General features: G+C 36.8%; 23 protein-coding genes. 21 read left to right on the top strand and 2 right to left on the bottom strand.

Annotated elements, in window-relative coordinates:
* Positions 1 to 11: 11 nt before the first annotated feature.
* Positions 12 to 2,282, top strand: coding sequence for a DNA internalization-related competence protein ComEC/Rec2 (locus tag GI584_RS13490; RefSeq protein ID WP_153791529.1), 2,271 nt, complete (start codon positions 12 to 14; stop codon positions 2,280 to 2,282).
* 52 nt (positions 2,283 to 2,334) lie between these two features.
* Here GI584_RS13490 and GI584_RS13485 read toward each other — a convergent pair whose 3' ends face one another.
* On the bottom strand, positions 2,335 to 2,469 hold the full coding sequence (locus GI584_RS13485; RefSeq protein ID WP_100360170.1) for a YqzM family protein: 135 nt from the start codon (positions 2,467 to 2,469) through the stop codon (positions 2,335 to 2,337).
* 427 nt (positions 2,470 to 2,896) lie between these two features.
* Here GI584_RS13485 and holA point away from each other — a divergent pair, with 427 nt between their 5' ends.
* Positions 2,897 to 3,934 (top strand): DNA polymerase III subunit delta, encoded by a 1,038-nt coding sequence (gene holA, locus GI584_RS13480; RefSeq protein WP_100360171.1) that lies wholly within the window; start codon positions 2,897 to 2,899, stop codon positions 3,932 to 3,934.
* A gap of 277 nt (positions 3,935 to 4,211) precedes the next feature.
* Here holA and rpsT read toward each other — a convergent pair whose 3' ends face one another.
* Positions 4,212 to 4,478 carry a 30S ribosomal protein S20 gene (gene rpsT / locus GI584_RS13475; RefSeq protein ID WP_100360172.1) on the bottom strand — a complete coding sequence of 89 codons (267 nt, stop codon included), beginning with the start codon at positions 4,476 to 4,478 and terminating at the stop codon, positions 4,212 to 4,214.
* Positions 4,479 to 4,651: 173 nt separating this feature from the next.
* Between rpsT and gpr the strand changes: the two genes are divergently transcribed.
* The 19 genes from gpr (at position 4,652) to yqfD (ending at position 25,018) form a co-directional block, all read left to right on the top strand.
* Positions 4,652 to 5,743, top strand: coding sequence for a GPR endopeptidase (gene gpr, locus GI584_RS13470; protein WP_100360173.1), 1,092 nt, complete (start codon positions 4,652 to 4,654; stop codon positions 5,741 to 5,743).
* Positions 5,744 to 5,817: 74 nt separating this feature from the next.
* Complete coding sequence (gene spoIIP, locus GI584_RS13465; protein WP_100360174.1) at positions 5,818 to 7,005, top strand: stage II sporulation protein P; 1,188 nt, start codon at positions 5,818 to 5,820, stop codon at positions 7,003 to 7,005.
* Between the two features lies 1 nt (position 7,006).
* Positions 7,007 to 7,324 (top strand): hypothetical protein, encoded by a 318-nt coding sequence (locus tag GI584_RS13460; RefSeq protein ID WP_100360175.1) that lies wholly within the window; start codon positions 7,007 to 7,009, stop codon positions 7,322 to 7,324.
* 102 nt (positions 7,325 to 7,426) lie between these two features.
* Complete coding sequence (gene lepA, locus GI584_RS13455; RefSeq protein WP_153791528.1) at positions 7,427 to 9,247, top strand: translation elongation factor 4; 1,821 nt, start codon at positions 7,427 to 7,429, stop codon at positions 9,245 to 9,247.
* A 61-nt stretch (positions 9,248 to 9,308) separates the two neighbouring features.
* Positions 9,309 to 10,451 (top strand): radical SAM family heme chaperone HemW, encoded by a 1,143-nt coding sequence (gene hemW / locus GI584_RS13450; RefSeq protein WP_100360177.1) that lies wholly within the window; start codon positions 9,309 to 9,311, stop codon positions 10,449 to 10,451.
* Positions 10,452 to 10,611: 160 nt separating this feature from the next.
* Entirely contained in the window at positions 10,612 to 11,634 is a 1,023-nt protein-coding gene (hrcA, locus tag GI584_RS13445; RefSeq protein ID WP_100360178.1) for a heat-inducible transcriptional repressor HrcA, read from the top strand.
* A 272-nt stretch (positions 11,635 to 11,906) separates the two neighbouring features.
* Complete coding sequence (grpE, locus tag GI584_RS13440; protein WP_153791527.1) at positions 11,907 to 12,479, top strand: nucleotide exchange factor GrpE; 573 nt, start codon at positions 11,907 to 11,909, stop codon at positions 12,477 to 12,479.
* A gap of 30 nt (positions 12,480 to 12,509) precedes the next feature.
* The gene (gene dnaK / locus GI584_RS13435; protein WP_153791526.1) at positions 12,510 to 14,345 is read left to right on the top strand and encodes a molecular chaperone DnaK; all 1,836 of its coding nucleotides are present in this window, start codon (positions 12,510 to 12,512) and stop codon (positions 14,343 to 14,345) included.
* Between the two features lie 368 nt (positions 14,346 to 14,713).
* Positions 14,714 to 15,838, top strand: coding sequence for a molecular chaperone DnaJ (dnaJ, locus tag GI584_RS13430; protein WP_100360181.1), 1,125 nt, complete (start codon positions 14,714 to 14,716; stop codon positions 15,836 to 15,838).
* 44 nt (positions 15,839 to 15,882) lie between these two features.
* Positions 15,883 to 16,833, top strand: a complete 951-nt coding sequence (gene prmA / locus GI584_RS13425) for a 50S ribosomal protein L11 methyltransferase (protein WP_100360182.1) — start codon at positions 15,883 to 15,885, stop codon at positions 16,831 to 16,833.
* Positions 16,834 to 16,837: 4 nt separating this feature from the next.
* Complete coding sequence (locus GI584_RS13420) at positions 16,838 to 17,593, top strand: 16S rRNA (uracil(1498)-N(3))-methyltransferase (RefSeq protein ID WP_153791525.1); 756 nt, start codon at positions 16,838 to 16,840, stop codon at positions 17,591 to 17,593.
* 1 nt (position 17,594) lies between these two features.
* The gene (gene mtaB, locus GI584_RS13415) at positions 17,595 to 18,932 is read left to right on the top strand and encodes a tRNA (N(6)-L-threonylcarbamoyladenosine(37)-C(2))-methylthiotransferase MtaB (protein ID WP_153791524.1); all 1,338 of its coding nucleotides are present in this window, start codon (positions 17,595 to 17,597) and stop codon (positions 18,930 to 18,932) included.
* A gap of 227 nt (positions 18,933 to 19,159) precedes the next feature.
* A complete protein-coding gene (gene rpsU / locus GI584_RS13410; protein ID WP_018931586.1) occupies positions 19,160 to 19,336 on the top strand; it encodes a 30S ribosomal protein S21 in 177 nt (58 codons plus the stop codon).
* An 18-nt stretch (positions 19,337 to 19,354) separates the two neighbouring features.
* Positions 19,355 to 19,801, top strand: coding sequence for a GatB/YqeY domain-containing protein (locus tag GI584_RS13405; RefSeq protein ID WP_100360185.1), 447 nt, complete (start codon positions 19,355 to 19,357; stop codon positions 19,799 to 19,801).
* 459 nt (positions 19,802 to 20,260) lie between these two features.
* Positions 20,261 to 21,604, top strand: a complete 1,344-nt coding sequence (locus GI584_RS13400) for an NfeD family protein (protein WP_153791523.1) — start codon at positions 20,261 to 20,263, stop codon at positions 21,602 to 21,604.
* A gap of 12 nt (positions 21,605 to 21,616) precedes the next feature.
* A complete protein-coding gene (gene floA, locus GI584_RS13395; RefSeq protein ID WP_100360187.1) occupies positions 21,617 to 22,615 on the top strand; it encodes a flotillin-like protein FloA in 999 nt (332 codons plus the stop codon).
* Positions 22,616 to 22,758: 143 nt separating this feature from the next.
* Positions 22,759 to 23,250 (top strand): YqfB family membrane protein, encoded by a 492-nt coding sequence (locus tag GI584_RS13390; RefSeq protein ID WP_153791522.1) that lies wholly within the window; start codon positions 22,759 to 22,761, stop codon positions 23,248 to 23,250.
* A gap of 255 nt (positions 23,251 to 23,505) precedes the next feature.
* Positions 23,506 to 23,787, top strand: a complete 282-nt coding sequence (yqfC, locus tag GI584_RS13385; RefSeq protein WP_153791521.1) for a sporulation protein YqfC — start codon at positions 23,506 to 23,508, stop codon at positions 23,785 to 23,787.
* Between the two features lie 25 nt (positions 23,788 to 23,812).
* Complete coding sequence (gene yqfD, locus GI584_RS13380) at positions 23,813 to 25,018, top strand: sporulation protein YqfD (protein WP_153791520.1); 1,206 nt, start codon at positions 23,813 to 23,815, stop codon at positions 25,016 to 25,018.
* Positions 25,019 to 25,020 lie beyond the last annotated feature (2 nt).

Raw genomic sequence — 25,020 nt, 5'->3', positions numbered from 1 at the left:
GTGATGATTGCTTGTATCAGCGATTACATTGGTTTGTGTTATTATATGTTATCAGTTTTGTGATGAAAGATATGAGTGCTAAATGGTTTGTAGTAATTTTAGGTTTTATTACTTGTTATTTGATTTACTTGCATCGATTTCCTAAACTGCTTATTTCCTCTCTCATCATTTTTGGGCTTTTTTCTTATTATTATATACCTTCCTTAACTCCTAATGACACCATAGAAAACTCAAGTACCAATATCCAAGGAAATATTCAATCCTCAGTAGAACAAAACAACCAATTTTTCCGCTTTGCTTTCCAAACTTCTAATCAAGAGCTTATCCAAGTGTATTACTTTATCGAGCCTAAAGATTATCCAGAAAAGTTCTCTTCATTTCTCACCGGTGCTTCGTGTACATTGAATGGTGCCTTTCAAAATATCCCCACTGCACGTAACCCTGGACAATTTGATTATAAGAATTACTTGGCTTCACAAGGCATTATGAAGCAATTTGTGATTGAATCAATCAATCAAAGCAAATGTGAAGGAAAATCGTCTTGGCAAAAGATCTATGATGTACGTCAACATATATTAGATCATATCGAAAATAATGTGAATTCTTTTACATATGCCTGGTTTGCTGCATTACTGTTTGGGGATCGGGACCATTTAGAAGATGATGTCGTAACATTATTCCAAAATTGGAATCTTACCCATTTACTAGCTATTTCAGGTTTACATGTAGGATTAATTCTCGCAATTGTCTACTTTTTATTGTTGTTTGTAAGTCGTATAACCATCGAAAAAGCACAAGTATTAATAGTATGTTTATTATTTTTCTATCCAGCAATGGCAGGAGGAGCACCTTCGGTTTGGCGAGCCAGTTTGTTAGCGATCGTTATAATTATACTTTCCAAGGTACCTATTCGACTGGCTACAACGGATATGTTAAGTATAGTTTTTATCATTATGGTGATATTGGATAAATTTGTGATTTATTCGATTGCCTTCCAATTTAGTTTCATTGTTACGTTTGGGATTGTGTTATCAAGAAAATTATTGAACAATGATGTAGGATACATATGGGTTGTACTTAGAATTTCACTCATAAGTATGCTTATAATCTTACCAATTCAGCTTTATTATTTTTACCAATTTCAACCATTATCTATATTCTTGAATGTGATTGTGATTCCTTATTTCACATTAGTTGTGTTGCCGCTTTTATTAATGATACTACTCGCTTCCTTTATGCCTCCAGTTTTAGCGATGTTAGATTACATTTTTGAACACCTCCATACAGCGGCAATCACGGCTTTGACAGCAATTGATCATTTTATACAAACTCCGTGGCTGACTGGTGAATTTCCGATTTATTTTTTTCTGCCTTTTTATATTATATTATGGTTATTTCTTTATTATTTTGAAAAGAAACAATTGCGAAAAGCGCTTCAATTTGGTTCGTTAATAGTTATGTTACTTATATTTATTTGTATCAGACCATATTTAGATCCTCATGGGTATATAACGATGCTGGATATCGGTCAAGGGGATGCAATTATTGTCGAATTACCATACAGAAAGGGGGTTTTTATGTTTGATGCAGGTGGGGGAATGACAGCAGACTTTTCCGAGACTTCGTCTGAAACTTTTGAACAGGTAATCGATCCATTTATGAAAGCTAAGGGTATTAATAAAATTGATGCTGTCTTATTGTCACATGCTGATCATGATCACGTAGGTAGTCTACCATATATTTTAGCCAATTATCAGATCGATTATTTGATCACGAGTCCTTATTTCGATACCTCGTTAATCGAACAATATAAGAACGTAGATACGGAAGTTCAATACTTAAATGTGAAGGCAGGCGATACGTTCAATTTAAATCAGCAAACGTTTGAAGTTTATTATCCGATGCGGAATCAATCTGATAAAAATGAAAACTCACTTGTTATTAGTAGTTCATTTGGTAAGGATACATGGTTATTCACAGGTGATTTAGGAGAAGAAGGAGAAATAGAAATAGTTAATACGTATCCAGCATTAAAAGCAGATGTGTTGAAAGTTGCCCATCATGGCAGTGATACTTCAAGTTCTGCAACTTTTTTAGAAGCTGTAGAAGCTGATTTAGCATTGATATCGGTTGGTGAATATAATCGTTATGGTCATCCGCATACAGAGGTGTTGGATAATCTGGAAAGGTATAAAATAAATGTTTTAAGAACCGATCAATCTGGTGCAATAATTTATAAATTCTCTGACGAAAGAGGAACAGTTTTTCCTTATTTACCATAATATACAGTAGAATATAAAAAAACGAGACTAAATGATTAGCCTCGTGAGGTTTTTATGAAGCAATTGCATCGAAAATAACTCCAATAAAGAATATAATCATAAAGAATAAAAACGAGAAAACAAAACCAAAACCAGCATCAAAAATGTCGTGTCGTTTCGACTGAACATCCTTTTCAAATTCATTCATTGTTATTACCTCCTTAAGAAATTATCGAGTTGAAGTGAATTTACCCTACTCCCATTAATAAGTAATATCAACGATTCGTCGTTGTCATTACTTAAATTTTTTCATCCATATCTCAGGATTCCCTTACTTAGCAAGAGTTAACACCTATATATTTTGGGGTATCAGGTCAATCTATATATAAGAAAATATCGCAGCTTGATTAGATGCCTAGGACTAATGAAGTTGCGTTGATATAGATTGCAGAGGGAAGGATGATAATGCCTCCCTCTTTTTCATTAATATGTATTATATAGGTATTTGCATTCAGACTTCTTTTCATCAGTTAAATCTTATTATACAATAAAACATATTCAGTTTTTTTTCAACTTTTTATGATGATTGACACATTTTTTTTTAAGAAATAAGATACATATTTGGAGATGAGTAAATGAGTTATCTAGCTTGTATTGAAGAAATGAAGAAGCGGAAATTCGCGCCTGTTTATTATTTTCATGGAACTGAAACTTATATGATCGAAGCGTTAAAGCAGGCTTTAATTACAAATGGCATGGACGAGGATGAACAGGATACGAATTTGTCTATCTATGATTTGGAGGAAACGCCAATACAGGAAGTAGTTACCGATGCAGAAACGTTTCCCTTTCTTGGGGAACGAAAGATTATTATGGCTACCAATGCAGATTTTTTAAGGGCAAAACCAGTAAAGACGGAAATTGAGCATATGCCAGAAGTGTTAATTGATTACATACAAAATCCTGCTCCTTATTCAATTTTGGTGATGATAGCTCCTTATGAAAAGGTGGATGAACGCAAAAAAGTAGTCAAACAACTTAAAAAAGTCGCAAAGACAGTTCCATGTGAACCATTAAAAGAATGGAATATGCACGAAGTGATTGGTACAATTGCGAAAGAGCATGGAGTATCCATTTCTGACGAAGTGACGACCTATTTTATTAATGAAATTGGAACTAATTTAATGATCATCCATTCTGAAATGGAAAAACTTGCATTATATGTAGGGGAAGGAAATGAAATTAGAGTAGAAGATGCGGAATTATTATTATCCAGTCCAGTGAACAGTTCTGCATTAAAATTGATGGATGCTATCATGTTGAATGATTTGGCCAAAGCAATTGATATTACAAAAGATTTAGAAAAAATGAATGAGGATCCGATTGCTTTAATTGCACTTGTGGCATCGCAATTCAGGACATTGCTGCATGTAAAATTACTGAAACAGAAAGGCTATACACAACAACAAATGGTTAGTCAGTTAAAGATTCATCCTTATGTTGCAAAGCTTTCAATTCAACGTCAAAGTAAATTCCAGGTGAAAGAGTTGAAAGAAGCGATGGATCTTTTAACCGAAACAGATGCTCAAATAAAATCCGGCAAAATGGATAAGTCACTGGCCTTTGAGTTGTTATTATATCGATTAATTTCAAAGCGGAAGAGTGTGTCTTAGAGAGAGGGGCTTCAGACTGTTCCTATTCCCACTGGAGTCTCGCATTTTTTGCGCAACTTGTATGGTGTTCTGGTATAATGACAGTTGAAGCGTGCCCACGGAAAGCGGAGTATTCTGCCGGAGCGGTATTCCAACACTCTTTATGAAAAGTATGGAAGAAAGCAAATTCACAAGAGAGTAACTTCGCAGTTTATTTATGTTGTCCACCATTTTATACTTTTCTTTTTGATAAAATAAACAAAAAACCACAACAGCTTTGGTCTGTTGTGGTTTTTTATTATGCGCTTAGTCCGTTTACTTTCTGTGCTAAGCGAGATTTTTGACGGTTACCTTTGTTTTGGTGAATAAGTCCTTTTTGTACGGCTTTGTCAATTTTTTTCACTGCAGTTTCAAGTGCAGTTTTCGCATTTTCAACGTCATTGTTCGCTACTAATGCTTCCACTTTCTTAATATGTGAACGCATATCTGTTTTTACGGTTTGATTTTGTTGACGGTGATCTTCATTCACACGAACGCGTTTAATTGCTGATTTAATATTTGCCAATGTCTTCACCTCCATCTTGCTTCTTACCCTATCTGTAAGTTAGGTCAAATGACATTTTACCAAAGCTTTAACAAGTTTTCAATAAAAATTGTTGTTTCAATAGAAATATGCCTCGGTGTATCTTTTCGAATTACTCGGTAAAACTATAAAAAATGTGTGAGGAGGATGATACTGTGAAAGATCAATCATTTGAAGTAAGAACAGATTTAGCAGTGGAAGCAAAAGATATGTATGTCGAAAAAGATGAAAACAAAGAACAACAAATAGCCGGTGTCAAAATAAGCGAGAAGAAAATCGGCAATATAGAAGTAACACATGTGGAAGTGGACGAGCAAGGCGCCAAAAATATTGGGAAAAATCCGGGTTCTTATCACACGGTTTATTCCAATGCAATAAAAAAGCAAGATACAAAATCCCAGGAAGAAACAGCAAAGGTAGTAACCAAGCAACTACAGGAATTAATGGATAAAAATCAAGTGGCAAAAGACGCTTCCGGATTAATAGTTGGTTTAGGAAATCGAAACGTGACACCCGATGCTTTAGGGCCATTGGCAATTGATAAAGTCCTTGTCACCAACCATCTATTTATTCACGAACCTCAGTATGTACAAGATGGTTATCGTAAAGTAGCGACGATTAACCCTGGCGTAATGGGTGTTACCGGTATCGAAACCAGCGATATTATTAAGGGAGTAATTGAGAAGTATAAACCAGGCTTCGTGATTGCTATCGATGCACTTGCCTCCCGTTCTATTGATCGAGTGAATGCAACCATACAGCTATCAGATTCTGGCATTCATCCCGGATCAGGTGTTGGTAATAAACGAAAAGAATTGAGTAAAGAAACTTTAGGTGTACCTGTATTCGCTATTGGTGTGCCTACAGTAGTAGACGCAGTTACGATTACAAGTGATGCGATTGATTATGTGTTGAAACATATCGGTAAAGAATGGCGTGAAAAAGATAAACCTTCTAAATCTTTGACACCTGCAGGCTTAAATTTCGGCGATCATTCTCTATCGGAAGATGATTTACCATCCGTTGAAAAGAGAGAGAAAATATTTGGAATGATTGGCGCATTAGATGATCAAGAAAAGCGTGCGCTAATGCAAGAAGTACTTACACCTCTTGGGCATAATTTAATGGTAACACCTAAGGAAATTGATGGATACATTACAGATATGGCTCACTTATTAGCAGAATCGCTGAATGCGGCAATGCACGAAAACGTTGATATTAAAAATTTCGCTCAATATACAAGATAAAAACAGGTTCTACTTTCTATTGAATCATCATAGTATCTACTAGATATGATAGAGGAGATAGAAAGGAGAACACTATGCGCCGTCCTAACCGAATAGAAAAACGTGTCTTTTTGTTTTCAAAACATAAATTACTATTAATTATATCAGGGTTTGTTGCAGCGTTTTTTGCGATGTTTATTTTAGTGGGCATCTTAACAAGTATTGACCCCAATTATCGAGTTGCTTCAAATACGGTTAAGAAATGGACAAATAATGTAACCGAAGTCCATTTCTTATCATTAATGATGATGGAAAACCGTACTTTTAAAGAAGCTCTTCCGGAAGATCAGACTCCAATTGATATGTGGAAGGTAGTTTTTGAATTAGGAACGAATGTCAGAATGCATGATGTCAGAAGTTTATTGGGAAGAGAACTTCCAGGATTCGAAATGTATGATCGTCAAATACTAATTGCAGGTGAAGGGACAGATTATACAAATCTAACTGTAGAGTCAACACCACCACTCGATATCGTGTTAGAAGAAAGAGAAGCAACAACACCAGAAGAGAAAGATGAGGGAAAACCAGTTGAGGAACAAGAAAAAACAACAGGTGACAAGAATGTAGTTTATTTATATAACACACATAATCGTGAATCTTTTTTACCTTATTTACCTGAGACAGATGAACCGAATGATGCTTTTCATCATGAAGTGAATATTACGAATGTCAGTGAACAGCTTGCAAAAGATTTAAAACGTCACGGTATTGGTGCGGAAGTGGAGGATACCGATATTGGATCCATCTTAAGTGAAAAAGGATGGGATTACTCATCAGATTCTTATACAGCCTCTAAAGAAGTAGTCGAAGCTGCACTTACAAATAATAAGGATGTTAATTTTGTGTTCGATCTACACCGTGACAGTATTCGCAAAGATTCAACGACAATTGAGATCGATGGTAAATCTTATGCCAAAATTATGTTCGTGATCGGTGGAGATAATCCGAATTATGAGAAAAATTATGCCTTAGCAGAAAAATTACAGGCCCTATTTGATGAAAAATATTTAGGTTTAAGTCGTGGTGTAGAAATGTATGGCGGTGCAGGCAGAAATGGTGTCTACAACCAAGACATCTCCGAAAATGCCTTAACCATTGAATTTGGTGGAGTTGATAACACAATGGAAGAGTTGTATAACACCACAGAAGTTTTTGCGGAGATATTCAGTGAATATTACTGGAATGCAGAAAAAGTCTCAGGAACTAATGAGGAGGATGAATAAGGTGAAGTACTTCTTTTATCTATTGTTGTTAACACTTGTTTTTTCATTAGGAATGTATATTGGTATAGATCGCTCTGATGAGCGTGTTGCAGTTGGATACTCTCAAGAACCAGTGGTTAGCGAATCAGCGGAAGTAGACGATGTTGACATAGTAAACCGAGAAAAGATTATAGAAGAAGTTGAAAGAGAAGTAAGGGTAAATGATGAGATAGAACCTACCTTTTTACATTCGATTGCAGGTGAAGGTGAAAAAATCGCCAAAGTTATTTTCGATCAGATTGTGGACGTTACGTATTCAGTAGTGGATGGTATTTTTTAGATAAAGACGACTGGAGGAATAGATAACGTATATTTCTGTTGAACATCTACGTTTTCACTGCTATAATCAATGCTAGTATTGTGGTCGAATATAGGAGTTGAAATGACATTGACGAACATTAGAAATCAAAGCAACGTACGTAATTTTTCAATAATTGCACATATTGATCATGGTAAATCAACGTTAGCGGATCGAATATTGGAAAAAACAAAAGCGTTGACAACCCGTGAGATGAAAGAACAATTTCTAGATGCGATGGATTTAGAGAGGGAACGTGGAATTACCATTAAATTGAATGCTGTTCAATTGAAATATGATCGCGGTGGTGGGGATGAATACCTTTTTCACTTGATAGACACACCTGGGCATGTCGATTTTACATACGAAGTTTCGCGAAGCCTTGCAGCCTGTGAGGGTGCTATTTTAGTTGTAGATGCGGCACAAGGGATTGAAGCACAAACACTTGCAAATGTTTATTTGGCACTGGATAATGATTTGGAAATTATTCCGGTTATTAATAAAATTGACTTGCCAAGTGCAGATCCGGAACGAGTGAAACAAGAGATTACCGATGTGATTGGAATTGATGGAGAAGAAGCTATTTTAGCAAGTGCGAAGTCTGGCATTGGTATTGACGAAATATTAGATCAGATTGTCGAAAGAATCCCCGCGCCTGAAGGGAACCCTGATGAACCATTAAAAGCACTTATTTTTGATTCATTATATGATCCGTATCGTGGTGTTGTCGCTTATGTTTGTGTCAAGGAAGGATCGGTAAAAGTAGGCGATAAAATTAAAATGATGGCAACAGGTAAAGAATTTGAAGTAAATGAAGTTGGGGTTTTTAATCCTAAACCGATTGCACAAGATGAATTAACCGTTGGTGATGTTGGTTACTTAACTGCATCGATTAAAAATGTTGGTGATACTCGCGTTGGTGATACCATTACATTAGTAAAAAACCCGGCAATAGAGCCATTACCTGGTTATCGTAGATTAAATCCAATGGTATTTTGTGGTCTTTACCCAGTAGATGCAGATAGGTATAATGATTTGCGTGAAGCACTTGAACGTCTTGAGTTAAATGATTCTTCATTACAATATGAAGCAGAAACTTCTCAAGCATTAGGATTTGGTTTTCGTTGTGGCTTCTTAGGGTTGTTACATATGGAAATTATCCAAGAACGTATTGAACGTGAGTTTGGTATTGACTTAATCACAACAGCGCCAAGTGTTATTTATCAAGTAGTAAAAACAGATGGGGAAGAAGTCAATATCGATAATCCGTCATTTATGCCGGACAATCAATCGATTCAAGAAGTCCAGGAGCCATATGTTCGAGCAACGATCATGGTGCCGAATGACTTTGTTGGTCCAGTAATGGAAATCTGTCAGAAAAAACGTGGCGATTTTCTGGATATGCAATATTTGGATGATAACCGTGTGAATGTTGTTTATGAAATTCCATTATCCGAAATTGTTTACGACTTTTTTGATCAATTAAAGTCACAGACGAAGGGCTATGCTTCCTTCGATTATGAAATGATAGGCTATAAGACATCGGATCTTGTGAAAATGGATATATTATTGAATAATGACACAATTGATGCGTTGTCCTTTATTGTTCACCGTGATTTTGCTTTTGAGCGTGGTAAGCAAATAGCCGATAAATTAAAGACGTTAATACCTAGACAGCAGTTCGAAGTACCGATTCAAGCGGCAATCGGTAACAAGATTGTTGCAAGAACGAATATTAAAGCAATGCGTAAGAACGTGTTGAGTAAATGTTACGGTGGGGATATCTCCCGTAAACGTAAGCTTTTAGAGAAACAAAAAGAAGGTAAGAAACGTATGAAAATGGTTGGTTCTGTTGAAGTTCCTCAGGAAGCTTTTATGGCAGTCCTTAAAATGGATGATGACTAGAACTGTGAAAAACCCTTGTCAAATGGCAAGGGTTTTGCCGTACGTTGAAGGAGGAGAAGGAATGGTATCGTCTGTCTATATTCACATTCCTTTTTGTGAAAAGATTTGCCATTATTGTGATTTTACCAAGTTCTTTTATGAAGAAAAGATGGCAGATGATTACTTAATTGCATTAGAGAATGAGATAAAAACAAATATACAAGAACCGAACCAGCAAATGAAAACTATTTTTGTTGGTGGGGGGACGCCAACTGCATTAAATAACCGGCAATTAACGAAGTTGGTAAAATTGATCGACCATTATTTTGATGTTGATAGTGTAGAAGAATATTCATTCGAAGCGAATCCTGGTGATTTAACGGAAGATAAAATACGCATCTTAAAAGAGTATGGTGTCAACCGAATTTCGATGGGGGTCCAAGTGTTTGATGATGAGATGTTGGAACAATTAGGAAGATTGCACCGAGTGAAAGATGTCTACCAAAATGTAAATGACTTAGTGAAGGCTGGAATCGACAATATTAGTATCGATTTAATGTATAGCCTACCAAATCAGACGATAGAGCTATTTGAGAAAACGTTGGATGAGGCATTACAGTTTGATCTGCCACACTATTCTGCTTATTCATTGCAGATTGAACCGAAAACAATCTTTTATCAACGTTATAAGAAAGGAACGTTAACCAAGCCGCCGGAAGAAACCGAAGCGGATATGTATCAATTGCTGCGCAGAGAAATGAAAAATAAAGGCATTCAACAGTATGAGATCAGTAATTTTGCCAAACCAGGCTTTGAAAGTAAACACAACTTAACCTATTGGAACAATGATTACTATTATGGTTTTGGTGCCGGTTCACATGGCTATTTGCCTGGAGAACGGATTATTAATATTCGTCCATATCCTAAATATGTAGAAGCAGCAAACGAAACAGGTAAGCCTGTCCTTCATATTGAAAAAATCGGTCGAAAGGAACAAATCGAAGAAGAAATGTTTCTGGGATTGAGAAAAAGTGAAGGCGTATCGATTCCGCGGTTTGAGGAAAAATATCAAGTGAAGCTGGAGGCATTGTACAGAAAAGAATTAACCCTCCTTGAAAAAAGGGGTTGGATTGATCGTAATTCGCAGTTTGTTAAATTGACCGAAGAAGGAAAGCCTTTCGGTAATGAAGTATTTCAGTCCTTCTTATTGGACAAGGATCTATAATATTATTGGCTATTTGATAGGGACAGGGAACAAATAGAGTGTTCCCTGTCCCTATGGTTAAATTAATCTGTGTTTCTTGATTGACATTTTGTAATGGATTTGATAATTTATTATTAGATTTAGCACTCAAGGTTTCAGAGTGCTAACAGAGGTGATCATCATGCTTACAGAGAGACAGATTCAAGTTATGCAGGTTATTATTGATGAGTTCATCCAGACGGCACAACCGATTGGATCGAGGGCTATCGCAAAAAAAGAAGACATATCATTTAGTCCTGCCACAATTCGGAATGAAATGGCAGACCTAGAGGAATTAGGTTTTATTGAAAAGACGCATACTTCCTCAGGACGTGTTCCTTCCGAGAAAGGATACCGCTTTTATGTTGATAACATAATGTCTCCATTTCGTTTATCGAATCAAGATATGGGCATTATACAAAAGACATTTGAGCGGGAAATGATTGAATTTGAAAAAGTAGTTCAAAAATCTGCGCGTGTTTTATCAGAGTTAACGAACTATACATCAATCATTTTGGGACCAGAAGTGTTTGAAACAACATTAAAGCAAATCCAGATTATCAGTTTATCTGAACATACGGCAGTTGCAATACTCGTAACCAGTACAGGTCATGTGGAACACCGCTATTTCAATGTACCAACGACAATGCAAACCGCTGATTTGGAAAAACTGGTGAATATTTTAAATGATCGTTTGGTTGACGTACCAATCATTCACCTGCAGCAGAAACTTTATGGTGAAGTTGCACAAATGCTGCAACGCTATAGTTCTGATTTCGAAACAACTTATGCTTATTTAAAAGATGCTTTATTAGAGAAACAACCTGTGAAGCTTTACATGGATGGAAAAACCAATATCATGTTACAACCAGAGTTTAATGACATTCACAAGATTCAATCTCTTTATTCCGTGATGGAAAAAGAAGATGAGATTGCAAATCTGCTCAGAACATCAGGTAAAGGTATCAAAGTGTCGATTGGACAGGAAAATGAGTTGGACGCGATGCAGGATTGTAGCCTCATTACCGCAACTTACTCGCTAAGCGATGAACAGCTCGGAACAATTGCATTACTAGGACCGACAAGGATGGAATATTCAAGAGTTGTGACGATATTGAATGTTTTGTCAAACAGATTAACTAATAAATTTAATTCATGGTACTAATACGAGAAGGGTATGGTGTAATCCCCGTACTCTTTTTGTGAGGTAATAAAGCAAAAACAGAGATGTCTAGCTTCGAGCGCCAGAAACTAAGTGACTTGCCGATAGCGCCCTATAAGTCATGATCGGTTCATAAATTTACCGTGATTCCTTGCTTCGGTCCAGCTGCTACATTTCTGTGCAGGCGCTCTACACTTTTCTTATGTGTATAACATTTGATTATTTCGTAAAAGTGTGTTTAGCTATACATTGGTTTTATTTAGGAGGTGACAGGGATGGAAGAAAAAGACGTACAACAACAAGAACAAGAAGATGTGAAAAAAGAAGTAGTTGATGATGCTGAACAGGAGCTTGTCACAGAAGAGGAATCAACTGAATCTATAGAAGAAGCAGTAAGTAATGAAGAATTAGAAAAACTGCAACAAGAGAAAAATGATCTTCAAGAACGCCTTCTTCGTGTGCAAGCAGAATATGATAACTTTAGAAAGCGTACGAAGAAAGAAAAAGAAGCAGATCTAAAATATAAATCACAATCGGTAGTAACAGAACTTTTACCGGTTTTAGATAATTTTGAGCGCGCTCTTCAAGTAGAAATAGAAGATAAAGCCGCAAAAGGTGTAGTCGAAGGTCTGGAAATGGTCCACCGACAACTGAAAACAGTTTTGGAAAACGAAGGTGTAACGGAGATTGAAACAGATGGTCAAACATTTGACCCCAATGTACACCAAGCAGTTATGCAAGTAGAAGAAGAAGGTTATGAATCCAACCAAATTGTTGAGACGATGCAAAAAGGGTACCAATTAAAGGATCGAGTAATCAGACCAGCAATGGTGAAAGTAAATCAGTAATTACATAAGTTGTGAAGGAGGATTTTGAAAATGGGAAAAATCATTGGTATTGACTTAGGTACAACTAATTCATGTGTGGCAGTAATGGAAGGTGGCGAATCAAAGGTAATTCCAAACCCTGAAGGAAACCGTACTACCCCTTCTGTTGTTTCATTTAAAAATGGCGAACGTCAAATAGGGGAAGTAGCAAAGCGTCAAGCTATTACAAACCCAAATACGATTCAATCTATCAAACGTCATATGGGTACAGATTATAAAGTGGAAATCGAAGGTAAAGAATATACACCGCAAGAAATATCTGCGATTATTTTACAACACTTGAAGTCTTATGCAGAAGATTATTTAGGCGATACAGTTGATAAAGCAGTTATCACTGTTCCTGCTTACTTTAATGATGCAGAGCGACAAGCGACAAAAGATGCTGGGAAAATTGCTGGACTTGAAGTAGAACGTATTATTAACGAGCCCACTGCAGCGGCATTAGCATATGGTATCGACAAAGCAGAACAAGATCAGACTGTTCTTGTATACGACCTTGGTGGTGGTACATTTGACGTATCTATCTTAGATATCGGTGAAGGTACATTTGAAGTAGTATCTACAGCAGGTGATAACCGTCTTGGTGGGGATGACTTTGATCAGGTATTAATTGACCACATGGTTGATGAGTTCAAAAAAGAAAATGGTATTGATCTTGCGCAGGATAAAATGGCACTTCAACGCTTGAAAGATGCCGCAGAAAAAGCGAAGAAAGATCTTTCGGGTGTAGCACAAACACAAGTATCTCTTCCATTCATTACTGCTGGAGATGCTGGTCCGTTACACTTAGAAATGAACATTACTCGTGCGAAATTTGATGAGTTATCTGCGGGTCTTGTGGAAAAAACAATGGGACCAACTCGACAAGCATTAAAAGATGCTGATCTTTCTGCAAGTGAAATTGATAAAGTATTACTTGTTGGTGGTTCAACACGTATTCCGGCAGTACAAGAAGCAATTAAGAAAGAAATTGGCAAAGACCCATCTAAAGGTGTAAACCCCGATGAGGTTGTAGCACTTGGTGCAGCAATCCAAGGTGGGGTATTACAAGGGGATGTAAAAGACGTTGTGTTACTAGATGTTACTCCATTATCATTAGGTATCGAAACTATGGGTGGTGTAACTACAAAACTTATCGAGCGTAATACAACAATCCCAACAAGTGCTCAACAAGTATTCTCAACTGCAGCTGATAATCAAACAGCTGTTGATATTCATGTACTGCAAGGTGAGCGTGAAATGGCACAAGATAACAAAACACTTGGTCGTTTCCAATTAGCTGATATTCCACCTGCACCACGTGGAGTACCTCAAATCGAAGTATCATTTGACATTGATGCCAATGGTATCGTAAATGTTCGTGCAAAAGATTTAGGTACGAATAAAGAGCAATCCATTACCATTAAATCTTCTTCTGGTCTATCTGATGAAGAGGTTGAAAAAATGGTTCAGGAAGCAGAGGAAAATGCAGAAGACGATAAGAAACGTCGTGAAGAAATTGAACTTCGAAATGAAGCAGATCAATTGGTTTTCCAAACGGATAAAACATTAAAAGATCTTGGCGACAATGTATCTGATGAAGAAAAACAAAAAGCAGAAGCTGCAAAAGACGAATTGAAAAAAGCGTTAGAAGATAATGACCAAGAACAAATTAAAGCGAAAAAAGAAGCGCTGGAACAAGAAGTTCAAGCTCTTTCCATGAAGCTTTATGAACAAGCACAACAACAAGCACAGGATAGCGGCGATGCTGCAGGTGCAGAAGAACAACAAGAAGACGATGTAGTAGACGCAGACTATGAAGAAGTGGATGACGAAGATAAAAAATAAGTAATAGATTTTTAATCTAAGTTTGGGAAGTCAAAGTCAGTAATACATGGCTTTGGCTTTTTCCATGAAATAGTCATTTTTGATTTATCACGGTGCTAATCGTCCGTAAAACCCCTACTTCAAGGTTCAAGTAAATCGAAGAAGCTAATTGGTGGATCAGGTGAGCTAACACCCTAATAAGTTTCACCGTGCATATGGGGATAAAAACCCTAATTGAGGAAAGTCTCATTTTATTTAGCCGACGAAATAAATGTACAACAGACGCTGGTTTAAGATACTCGGCGTTAGGTAAGTAATGTTTGCTTATCTTAATCAATCAATGTTATGATAGTGTTTATGCAATAAACGAGCGGGAGTGTGATCAGGCAGTGAGTAAACGAGATTATTATGAAATACTTGGTGTATCCAAAGATGCATCAAAAGAAGAGATAAAAAAAGCATACCGTAAACTTGCAAGAAAATATCACCCAGACGTTAATCAAGAAGAAGGAACGGACCAAAAATTTAAGGAAGTAAAAGAAGCTTATGAAGTATTAGGAAGCGAACAAAAAAGAGCACAATACGACCAATTTGGCCATGCAGGTCCACAGGGGCAAGGAGGCTTTGGTGGTTTTGGTGGTGCTGAAGACTTCGGTGGATTTGGAGATATCTTTGATATGTTCTTCGGAGGTGGCAGAAGACGAGATCCAAATGCTCCTCGACAAGGAAACGATCTTCAATATACCATGACATTAGATTTTGAAGATGCTATTTTTGGAAAAGAAACAGACATCCATATACCAAAAGAGGAAGACTGTACAACATGTAATGGGTCAGGTGCAAAACCAGGAACAACGCCGGAAACATGTAGCCATTGTCAAGGTAGCGGTCAGTTAAATGTTGAACAAAATACGCCTTTTGGAAGAGTTGTCAATAGACGAGTGTGTCACCATTGTCAAGGTAGCGGTAAAATGATTAAAGATAAATGTACAACTTGTGGTGGTCAAGGTAAGGTTAAGACCCGTAAGGAAATTCACATTAGCATTCCAGCAGGTATTGATGATGGTCAGCAAATTCGAGTTGCAGGTCAAGGTGAACCGGGCGTAAACGGTGGACCAGCAGGTGACTTATATGTTGTTATTCAGGTGAAGGAACATGAGTTCTATCAACGTGAAGGCGATCATATTTTCTGTGAAATGCCTATTACATTTGCTCAAGCTGCTTTAGGAGATGAAATTGAGGTGCCAACCCTGCATGGAAAAGTTAAGCTTAAAGTTCCGGCTGGTACACAAACCGGTAAAACATTCCGATTAAAAGGAAAAGGTGCACCAAATGTTAGAGGATATGGGCAAGGGGATCAACATATCAAGATCCGCGTTATTACACCGAATAATTTAAATGAGCGTCAGAAAGAATTACTAAGAGAATTCAATGATATTAGTGGTAACCAACCGACTGACGAGCATGAGAACTCTTTCTTTCAAAGAGTGAAGCGCGCATTTAAAGGAGAATAAGAAATCCTTTGTATGAAAATTTATAATAAAGTGAGTTGATCTGCGTGAAATGGACAGAGCTGTGTATCTATACCACAAATGAAGCGATTGAGCCTATCTCGAACATTATCCATGAAGCAGGTGCCAGTGGTGTAGTTATCGAAGATCGCCAGGATTTAGATAAAGAACGCGAAAGTATTTATGGAGAAATCTATGATCTTAATCCTGATGATTACCCAGAAGAAGGAGTACGTTTAAAAGCGTATCTACCTGTTAATAGTTTTTTAGGTGAAACAGTAACTGAGATTAAACAAGCGATTAATAACTTGCTCTTATACGATATTGATATTGGTTTAAACAAGATAACATTAAGCGAAGTTAATGAAGAGGAATGGGCAACAGCTTGGAAAAAATACTATAAACCTGCTAAAATTTCAGAACGTGTGACCATAACACCGACGTGGGAAGATTATCAGCCTGTCTCCACAGATGAACTCATCATAGAGCTAGATCCGGGTATGGCCTTTGGTACAGGCACACATCCAACAACTGTACTAAGCATTCAAGCACTTGAGAGATTCATTGAAAAAGCTGACACTGTACTCGATGTTGGATGTGGTTCAGGTGTCTTAAGTGTTGCTTCCGTATTATTGGGTGCAGAAAATGTATTTGCCTACGATTTAGATGAAGTTGCGATTCAAAGTACCAGGTTAAACGTCAAAGTAAATAAAGTGGATAACAAGGTCAAAGTTAAGCAAAATAATTTACTGGAGAATGTAAATGAAGAAGCTGATATTATAGTAGCGAATATCTTAGCTGAGATCATCTTACGTTTTGAAAACGATGCTTTTGAAAGACTAAAACCAGGAGGAATATTTATTACTTCTGGTATTATTCAAAAGAAAAAACGGGATGTTAAAGAAGGTTTAGAAAAAGCGGGATTTGACATTTTAGAAATCAATCAAATGGAAGATTGGATTTCAATTATTGCCCAAAAACCTGAAGAAAGTAGGTAATGGGATGCAGCGTTATTTTATAGAACAAGATAATTGGCAAGATGGTGAAATAAAAATCGTGGCTGATGATTACCACCATATTGTTCATGTCATGCGTATGGAAGAAGGAGATACGTTTATCGCTAATCGGCATGACGGACAATCAGCAATATGTCGCATTAAAATGATTCAAGATTCAATTGTAGAAGCTACTGTTGAAGGGTGGCTTCAGGAAGAATCGGAGTCACCAATTGATATTACAATTGTACAAGGCTTGCCAAAAGGTGATAAATGGGAGTTAATCCTGCAAAAAGGGACAGAACTTGGAGCGGCACATTTTATTCCTTTTCAAGCTGATCGTTCTGTCGTAAAATGGGATCACAAAAAGTTAAAGAAAAAACTACCTAGATGGCAAAAAATCGTGAAAGAAGCTAGTGAGCAATCCCATCGCACGAAAATTCCTAAAGTTGACTACGTTATTTCAATGGCTGAATTAATTAACAAAAGTGCGACGTATGATTGGAAATTCTTTGCTTACGAAGAAGCCACACGTGAATACCAATCATTAACATTACATAATTATTTCTCGCAAATAGAAGAAGGGCAATCAGTCATGATTTGTATTGGTCCAGAAGGTGGTTTTAGTGAGAAAGAAGCAATTGACCTAAGGACTGCGGGCTTTCAAGCGATTCGTCTCGGACCGAGGATTTTACGAACGGAAACAGCACCTTTATACGTGCTTGCTAACTTATCTTACTACTTTGAAGAAATGAGGTGTTGAAATGCATACAGTGGCTTTTCATACATTAGGCTGTAAAGTAAACCATTATGAAACAGAAGGAATATGGCAGAAATTTAAAAATGAAGGTTATGAACGAGTAGATTTCGATCATCATGCCGATGTTTATGTAATAAATACTTGTACTGTGACAAATACTGGTGATAAAAAAAGCCGACAAGTCATTCGTCGAGCAATTCGTAGTAATCCTGAAGCAGTGGTTTGTGTAACAGGTTGCTATGCCCAAACATCTCCTGGTGAGATTATGGAGATTCCAGGTGTTGACATCGTTGTAGGTACACAAGATCGTGGTAAGATGATTCAATATATTGAAGAACATCAGGAGCACCGTCAACCTATCAATGGTGTGTCTAATATTATGAAAAATCGTGTTTTTGAAGAGATGGATGTACCTCAATTCTCAGATCGTACTCGAGCATCGTTAAAAATCCAGGAAGGTTGCAATAATTTCTGCACATTCTGCATTATTCCATGGTCTCGAGGATTATTACGCTCTAGAGAACCGGAGAATGTATTGAAGCAAGCTCGACAGCTTGTAGATGCGGGTTATAAAGAAATTGTCCTAACAGGTATTCATACTGCTGGATATGGTGAAGACATGAAAGATTATAATTTCGCACAACTGTTACGGGATCTTGAATCAAAAGTAGACGGTTTAAAACGGATCCGTATTTCGTCGATTGAAGCGAGTCAGATTACTGATGAAGTGATCAAAGAATTGGATGCTTCTGAAAAAGTCGTACCGCATTTACATATCCCATTACAATCCGGATCAGATACGGTACTGGAAAGAATGCGCCGGAAGTATACAACAGATTTCTATAAAAAGCGAGTTGCAAAAATTCAAAAAGCCTTACCACATTTAGCGATAACCTCTGATGTGATTGTCGGTTTCCCTGGTGAAACAGAAGAAGAGTTTCAAGAAACAATGGATTTTGTTAAAGAAATAGGATACTCTGAATTACACGTGTTCCCTTTTTCAAGAAGGACTGGTACGCCGGCTGCACGGATGGATAACCAAGTAGACGATGAAGTGAAAAACCGTCGTGTACAAGCATTAATTGAACAATCAAATGAACAAGCATTAGCATATGCGAAAGCTTATGAAAATGAAGTAGTAGAGGTTATACCAGAGGAAACAATGGATGCTAACCAACCAAATATGCTGGTAGGTTACTCTGATAACTACTTGAAAGTAAAATTCGAAGGAACAAAAGATATGATAGGTGAGATCGTTCGCGTGAAAATCACGAAAGCAGGATATCCCTATAACGAAGCACAATTTGTTCGTATAATGGATGGCGCTGCACTATCTATTTAAGATGTAAACCATAGCATTTATTTTGTTATGGTTTTCTTTATGAAAAACTATCTATTATACGGAAAAATGGTTTTATAAAAGATGAAGAGATGGAATCATTATCTAGTTTTTCTCTTCAAACGGTTGACCTATTTTAACTGGTATATTATAATTGCAAAGAGACATATGTATGTATACATATGTTGGATCAATATATTGTTGTATGCTTCGGAGGGAGGGAAATTAGCATGTCTAACACAACTCGCGTTCGTAAAAACGAGTCACTTGAAGATGCTCTTCGTCGCTTTAAACGTAGTGTATCAAAATCTGGTACATTATCTGAATATCGTAAGCGTGAATTTTATGAAAAACCTAGTGTTCGCCGTAAGAAAAAATCGGAGGCGGCTAGAAAGCGTAAATTTTAAAGAGGGTGTAATGAAATAATGGCAATCGTTGAACTTTTGAACCAGGATATGAAACAGGCGATGAAGGACAAAGATAAAGTTAAATTAGGTGTAATTCGAATGGTCAAAGCATCGATGCAAAATGAAGCCATTAAATTACAGAAAGATGCATTATCTGAAGAAGAAGAAGTAACAGTTTTAGCGAGAGAGCTAAAACAAAGAAAAGATTCCCTCCACGAATTTAAAGAAGCTGAACGCGAAGATCTTGTAAGCAAATTAGAAGATGAAATTAAAATAATACAAGCTTATATGCCTGAGCAACTGTCTGATGAAGAGTTAGAAAAAATAGTTGTTCAGACGATCGAAGAAGTTCAAGCTCAATCAAAAAAAGATATGGGAAAAGTAATGAGTGCGCTTATGCCTAAAGTAAAAGGAAAAGCAGAAGGCTCAAGAGTGAATCAATTGGTTCAAAAAAACTTATCATAAACGAACAAAATGAATTCATTCATCTATAAGACCCTTGGCTTATCGAATAAGTCAAGGGTCTTTTTAACATTTTTTGGAGTTTGAAAAGGAGAAGAAAAGTGAGCTACCTTGAAAATACAACCCCTCTGTAATTTTTTCGGCAAGCATACTGGGAATATTGTTTTCTGAATCCGAAAGTACTATCAATCAATGGGGTATATCAAATAAAACTAAAAGGGTATTGCGACCAGTAAGTTTGAACATAATGAAAATACAACAGAGTTCAAAACTACCAAGAGATTCAGTCATTAATCAGGTATATGTATACAATATATAATAGTGAATACTTTTCCATGTAGATATAAGTATGATAAACTGAATGCGTTGACATAAGATATTAGTTCCATAAATGAAACTTTTTATACATAATAACCGTAGGAATGATTATATGTCAAAGCACTAGTGAAGGGAGGTCGGGATTTGAAAAAGCACGTAACTTTGTTGTTGCTCTCGATATCGATCATTACAGCTGTATTTTCTTTCACCACGGGTTCTCAGACGCAAGTTCTCGCAGAAGAGAATGGAGAAGGTAAACTTGTTTACGTTATACCGATAGAAAATGAGGTGGAACGAGGATTAGAAGCGTTTATTAGAAGGACAACAACTGAGGCAACTGAGGCAAATGCAGATCACATTATTTTCGAAATTAATACACCTGGTGGTCGTGTAGATGCTGCTGAATACATTGGTGAAATTTTGCAAGATCTAGAGATGGAAACAACATCATTTATTACTGTCAGAGCACTATCTGCAGGATCTTATATCGCTTTAAACACGGATAATATCTATATGAAGCCTCAAACAAGCATGGGAGCAAGTGGTGTCATTAATGCTGATGGGACAGCTGCGGAACAAAAAGCACAATCAGCATGGATTGCGAGTATGAGGGGAGCAGCTAGTTCTAAAGGCAGAGATCCGTTATATGCTGAAGCGATGGCCAATGCTGGAATTGATTTAGCAGAATATGGTGCTCCAGAAGGTGAGTTTCTCACTTTGGATGCTAATTACGCAGTAGATGTGGAGTATGCGCAGGGAATTGTGAGTCATCGGACAGAACTTTTAAATGAATTGTTGTTATCTGAAGCAGAAATTATTGAAACAGAACCAACTGCAGCAGAAGGAATAGCACGATTTTTGACGAATCCAGTTGTTGTTCCGATATTATTATCTTTAGCGAGTATCGGTTTAATAGTAGAATTATATTCACCTGGCTTTGGCATACCAGGCTCAATTGGAATAGCTTCTTTAGTTTTATATTTTTATGGACATATTGTAGCTGGTTTAGCTGGGTATGAAGCCATTGTCCTACTGCTACTAGGAATTGTTTTAATAATAATTGAAATATTTGCACCGGGGGGGATTCTTGGTTTCATTGGAATCGGTGCGATAGTAGGGGCGTTATTTATGTCAACGGATGATCCTGGACATATGGCCGTAAGCATAGCTATCGCACTTATTGCAAGTATTATTGTAGCTGTTATTTTATTCAAAACAATTGGTTTGGAAAAAGGAGTCTTCAGACATGTAATTCTAAATGACTCGACAACTACAGAGCAAGGCTATGTCTCATCCATAAACAGATCAGAGCTAATTGGTCAAGAAGGAATGACTGTTACACCACTAAGACCGTCAGGATCTGCAGAATTTGAAGAAGAAAGGTTAGATGTGGTGTCAGAAGGATCGTTTATTAACGTGAACACTCCGATTAAAATTATAAAAGTCGAAGGTTCGCGAATAGTAGTAAGAGAAGTAAAAAATATCTAGGAGGAATAGAATATGAATGAGTTTCAAACATTATTGCCCATTATTGGGATCGGGTTAATCGTCATTGCTGTAGCTATTTTATTTACCTTTATACCGGTAATGCTATGGATTAGCGCGCTTGCAGCAGGAGTAAAAGTAAGTATCTTTACCTTAATTGGGATGCGTTTGAGAAGGGTTGTACCTTCACGCGTTATTAATCCATTGATTAAAGCGCACAAAGCAGGTTTAGATGTAACGACAAATCAATTAGAGAGCCACTTTTTAGCTGGTGGTAATGTTGACCGTGTTGTCAATGCGTTAATTGCAGCACAACGAGCAAATATTGAATTAAGTTTTGAACGATGTGCAGCGATCGATTTAGCTGGTCGTGACGTATTAGAAGCGGTACAAATGAGTGTCAATCCGAAAGTAATTGAAACACCATTTATTGCTGGTATTTCGATGGACGGTATTGAAGTAAAAGCGAAAGCACGAATCACTGTTCGAGCAAACATTGATCGACTCGTTGGTGGTGCTGGTGAAGATACTGTTATTGCCCGTGTTGGTGAAGGTGTTGTAAGTACTATTGGTAGTTCAGAAGCACATACGAAAGTATTAGAAAATCCGGACTCCATTTCTCATAACGTTTTAAACCGTGGATTAGATGCTGGTACAGCTTTTGAAATCTTATCGATTGATATTGCTGATGTTGACATCGGTAAAAACATTGGTGCGATCTTACAAACGGATCAAGCTGAAGCAGATAAAAACATCGCCCAAGCAAAAGCAGAAGAACGTCGTGCAATGGCGGTTGCGCAGGAACAAGAAATGGTTGCAAAAGTTCAAGAAATGCGTGCCAAAGTGGTTGAAGCAGAAGCAGATGTACCAAAGGCACTTGCAGAAGCATTACGTTCGGGTAACATGGGTGTCATGGATTATATGAATTATAAAAATATTGATGCTGATACAGATATGCGTGATTCTATTGGTAAATTAACAGAAACAGACAACGATGAAGACGACAACAAATAAGAATCCTCATAGGGGCTTCTACAAATAGGTTAGATTAGGTTTTGTTCATAGTATAGCGATTGGTATAGGAAGTTTCTGCTAGAAACGTATTCCATTTGCAAATAATCAATAACTGTAGAATAGCCCCTGAAAGGAAGATGTAAATGGATGAATTGTTAAGTTTTATTGTTCCGATAATAGCAATTGTGTTTTGGCTTTTCGGTCTGTCAAAATCTAAAGATGAACAGCAAAAGCAGAAGAGACCACAAAGACCTGTCCAACAAACAACAGGCCATACGCAACAACCAAGAACCGAAAGAACTGTTCCTGATTTTCAAACAATCGGTACAAATACTGATTCTGGACATGAGACATTTGCTCAACAAAAGGAAAAGCAAATGGAAAAATTAAAGGACAAAATCCAGCGTGCTGAAAATATTCGTGATAAAACACAGGATCAAGAGCTTGGCAAGCACGATGCTATTAAAAATGGTCCGCCACCAAAAGCATATCGTAAAGATAATGAAGAAGAGGTTTCTTTATCTATTGAAAAAAACTTAACGTCAAAAGGAATTGCCCAAGGTATTATTATGGCAGAAGTGTTGGGGCCACCGCGCGCCTACCAAAAAAGAAAATACAATCGGAACTACCGATAAACAAAGCCGAATGGGAAACCATTCGGCTTTGTTAAATTATCAGAAAGCATAAAATTTGTGTGCTTGTCTAGCTCCAAGTTCCCAGAAACTAAGAGACTTCACGAATTGCCCTACGAAATGTCATCATAAACAATATATCTCTTCGCTATTTTTTCAACCATCATTCCTCTAATCTGATCGCACGTAAGTTTACGCATAACTGTTCTTATTTTCGTATATTTTCATAGAATGAAGTTGAGGGGAGGCATATGCACAGTGAAAAAGATAAAAGAAAAATTTATGACTGCCTTTACGCGTACATTTGATTTGCCTTCTGAAGTAACGCTCAAGTTACCGCGTATTACAACGATAGGATCCATTCATGCGTACATAGAAAATCATCAAGGCCTTGTCATCTTTTCTTCTACCGAATTACTTTTAAAGGTTCACCAAGGACATGTTCGAATAAAAGGAGAAAATTTTGTACTGAAAACAATGATAGATAAAGACATTTTATTAGAAGGTAATATAAAAGATGTTACCTTCGAGAAATCATAAAGTCTATATTCGGAGGGAAAGGCTTATGTTTTTCAATCGTAAAAATTGGTTATCAGGATATATTATTATTGAAATAAAAGGTCAATATCCAGAGCGATTTTTTGATTTGTGTGCAAAATACAATATTCCATCATGGGATATCAAAAAAAAGAATGAAACTATAGCAATAGGGAAAATAAAATTATCTGATTTGCCTAAACTAAGGATAGTAAAAAGAAAATCCATTTACAAAGTATATTTTAAAGGACGAAATGGACTACCTTTTTTCTTTCGTCACTTGATCTCTCAAAAACCATTGCTAATTGGATTTTTTATTGCCATAGCGGTAATTTTCTTTTTGTCTAATATCGTTTGGCGTATTGATGTATCAGGCTTAGATGAAGAAATGGAAATAAAAGTAATCCAACAATTAGAAGAGTATGGTATAGAAGAGGGTAGCTTTCAGTGGAATATAGACTCCCCAGCGATCATCCAAAAACAGCTATTAACTGATGTTCCAGAATTATTATGGATCGGTGTCAAAAAAAATGGATCCGCTTTTCATCTAGAAGGTGTCGAAAAGACTATAGTTGAAAAAGAAGAAGAAGAAGCTGCGGGACATCTTGTAGCCAAAAAGGAAGGTGTTATTGAAGATTTATTCGTTACAAGAGGACAACCTCTTGTAAGAACCAATGATGTCGTCTATCAAGGAGATATTCTAGTATCAGCTTATCTTAATGAATCGGAAGAAGATGATGAGGAGGATGAAGGTAAGCCTGTGGAAGCAGAAGGAGAGGTAATTGCAAAAGTATGGTATAAAAGCGAAGTAACCGTACCTTTGGACAACCAGTATCTTGTGCTTAATGGTAAAATGGAACAAAAACATTACTTGCATGCTTCGAAATTTCTAGTTCCGATTTGGAACTTTGAAAATCCAGAGTATGAACATTATCAAGTTGATGTAGAGGAAAAGAATTTTTATTTTCTAAAATGGAAAATTCCGATTAGTTATATAAACCAAACAATTTATGAAGCAGAATTAAAAGAGGAACAATTAAGTGAAGAAAATGCGAAGAAAATTGCATTAGAACAAGGTAAAAGAGAGTTAATGAGAGAAATTCCACATGATGCAGAAATTACGGATGAAAAAGCTTTGCACGAAAGTGTAGAGAGTGGTAAAGTAAAATTAACCTTGTATTATACTGTACTAGAAAATATTGCAAAGAAACAACCAATTACTCAAGGAGATTGATT

Origin of the sequence: Gracilibacillus salitolerans, assembly GCF_009650095.1 — a bacterium.
GTDB classification, from domain to species: Bacteria; Bacillota; Bacilli; order Bacillales; family Amphibacillaceae; genus Gracilibacillus; species Gracilibacillus salitolerans.
The sequence above is the reverse complement of the archived record's forward strand: the minus strand, read 5'-3'. Positions and strand labels throughout refer to the sequence as shown.

Excerpts from the sequence above, each read along its gene's own strand:
- hrcA (WP_100360178.1), top strand. The coding sequence starts at position 10,612 with ATGCTTACAGAGAGACAGATTCAAGTTATGCAGGTTATTATTGATGAG.
- spoIIP (WP_100360174.1), top strand. The coding sequence starts at position 5,818 with ATGCGCCGTCCTAACCGAATAGAAAAACGTGTCTTTTTGTTTTCAAAA.
- lepA (WP_153791528.1), top strand. The coding sequence starts at position 7,427 with ATGACATTGACGAACATTAGAAATCAAAGCAACGTACGTAATTTTTCA.
- grpE (WP_153791527.1), top strand. The coding sequence starts at position 11,907 with ATGGAAGAAAAAGACGTACAACAACAAGAACAAGAAGATGTGAAAAAA.
- floA (WP_100360187.1), top strand. The coding sequence starts at position 21,617 with ATGAATGAGTTTCAAACATTATTGCCCATTATTGGGATCGGGTTAATC.
- GI584_RS13485 (WP_100360170.1), bottom strand. The coding sequence starts at position 2,469 with ATGAATGAATTTGAAAAGGATGTTCAGTCGAAACGACACGACATTTTT.
- hemW (WP_100360177.1), top strand. The coding sequence starts at position 9,309 with ATGGTATCGTCTGTCTATATTCACATTCCTTTTTGTGAAAAGATTTGC.
- GI584_RS13405 (WP_100360185.1), top strand. The coding sequence starts at position 19,355 with ATGGCAATCGTTGAACTTTTGAACCAGGATATGAAACAGGCGATGAAG.
- holA (WP_100360171.1), top strand. The coding sequence starts at position 2,897 with ATGAGTTATCTAGCTTGTATTGAAGAAATGAAGAAGCGGAAATTCGCG.
- mtaB (WP_153791524.1), top strand. The coding sequence starts at position 17,595 with ATGCATACAGTGGCTTTTCATACATTAGGCTGTAAAGTAAACCATTAT.
- dnaK (WP_153791526.1), top strand. The coding sequence starts at position 12,510 with ATGGGAAAAATCATTGGTATTGACTTAGGTACAACTAATTCATGTGTG.
- rpsU (WP_018931586.1), top strand. The coding sequence starts at position 19,160 with ATGTCTAACACAACTCGCGTTCGTAAAAACGAGTCACTTGAAGATGCT.
- yqfD (WP_153791520.1), top strand. The coding sequence starts at position 23,813 with ATGTTTTTCAATCGTAAAAATTGGTTATCAGGATATATTATTATTGAA.
- GI584_RS13390 (WP_153791522.1), top strand. The coding sequence starts at position 22,759 with ATGGATGAATTGTTAAGTTTTATTGTTCCGATAATAGCAATTGTGTTT.
- GI584_RS13420 (WP_153791525.1), top strand. The coding sequence starts at position 16,838 with ATGCAGCGTTATTTTATAGAACAAGATAATTGGCAAGATGGTGAAATA.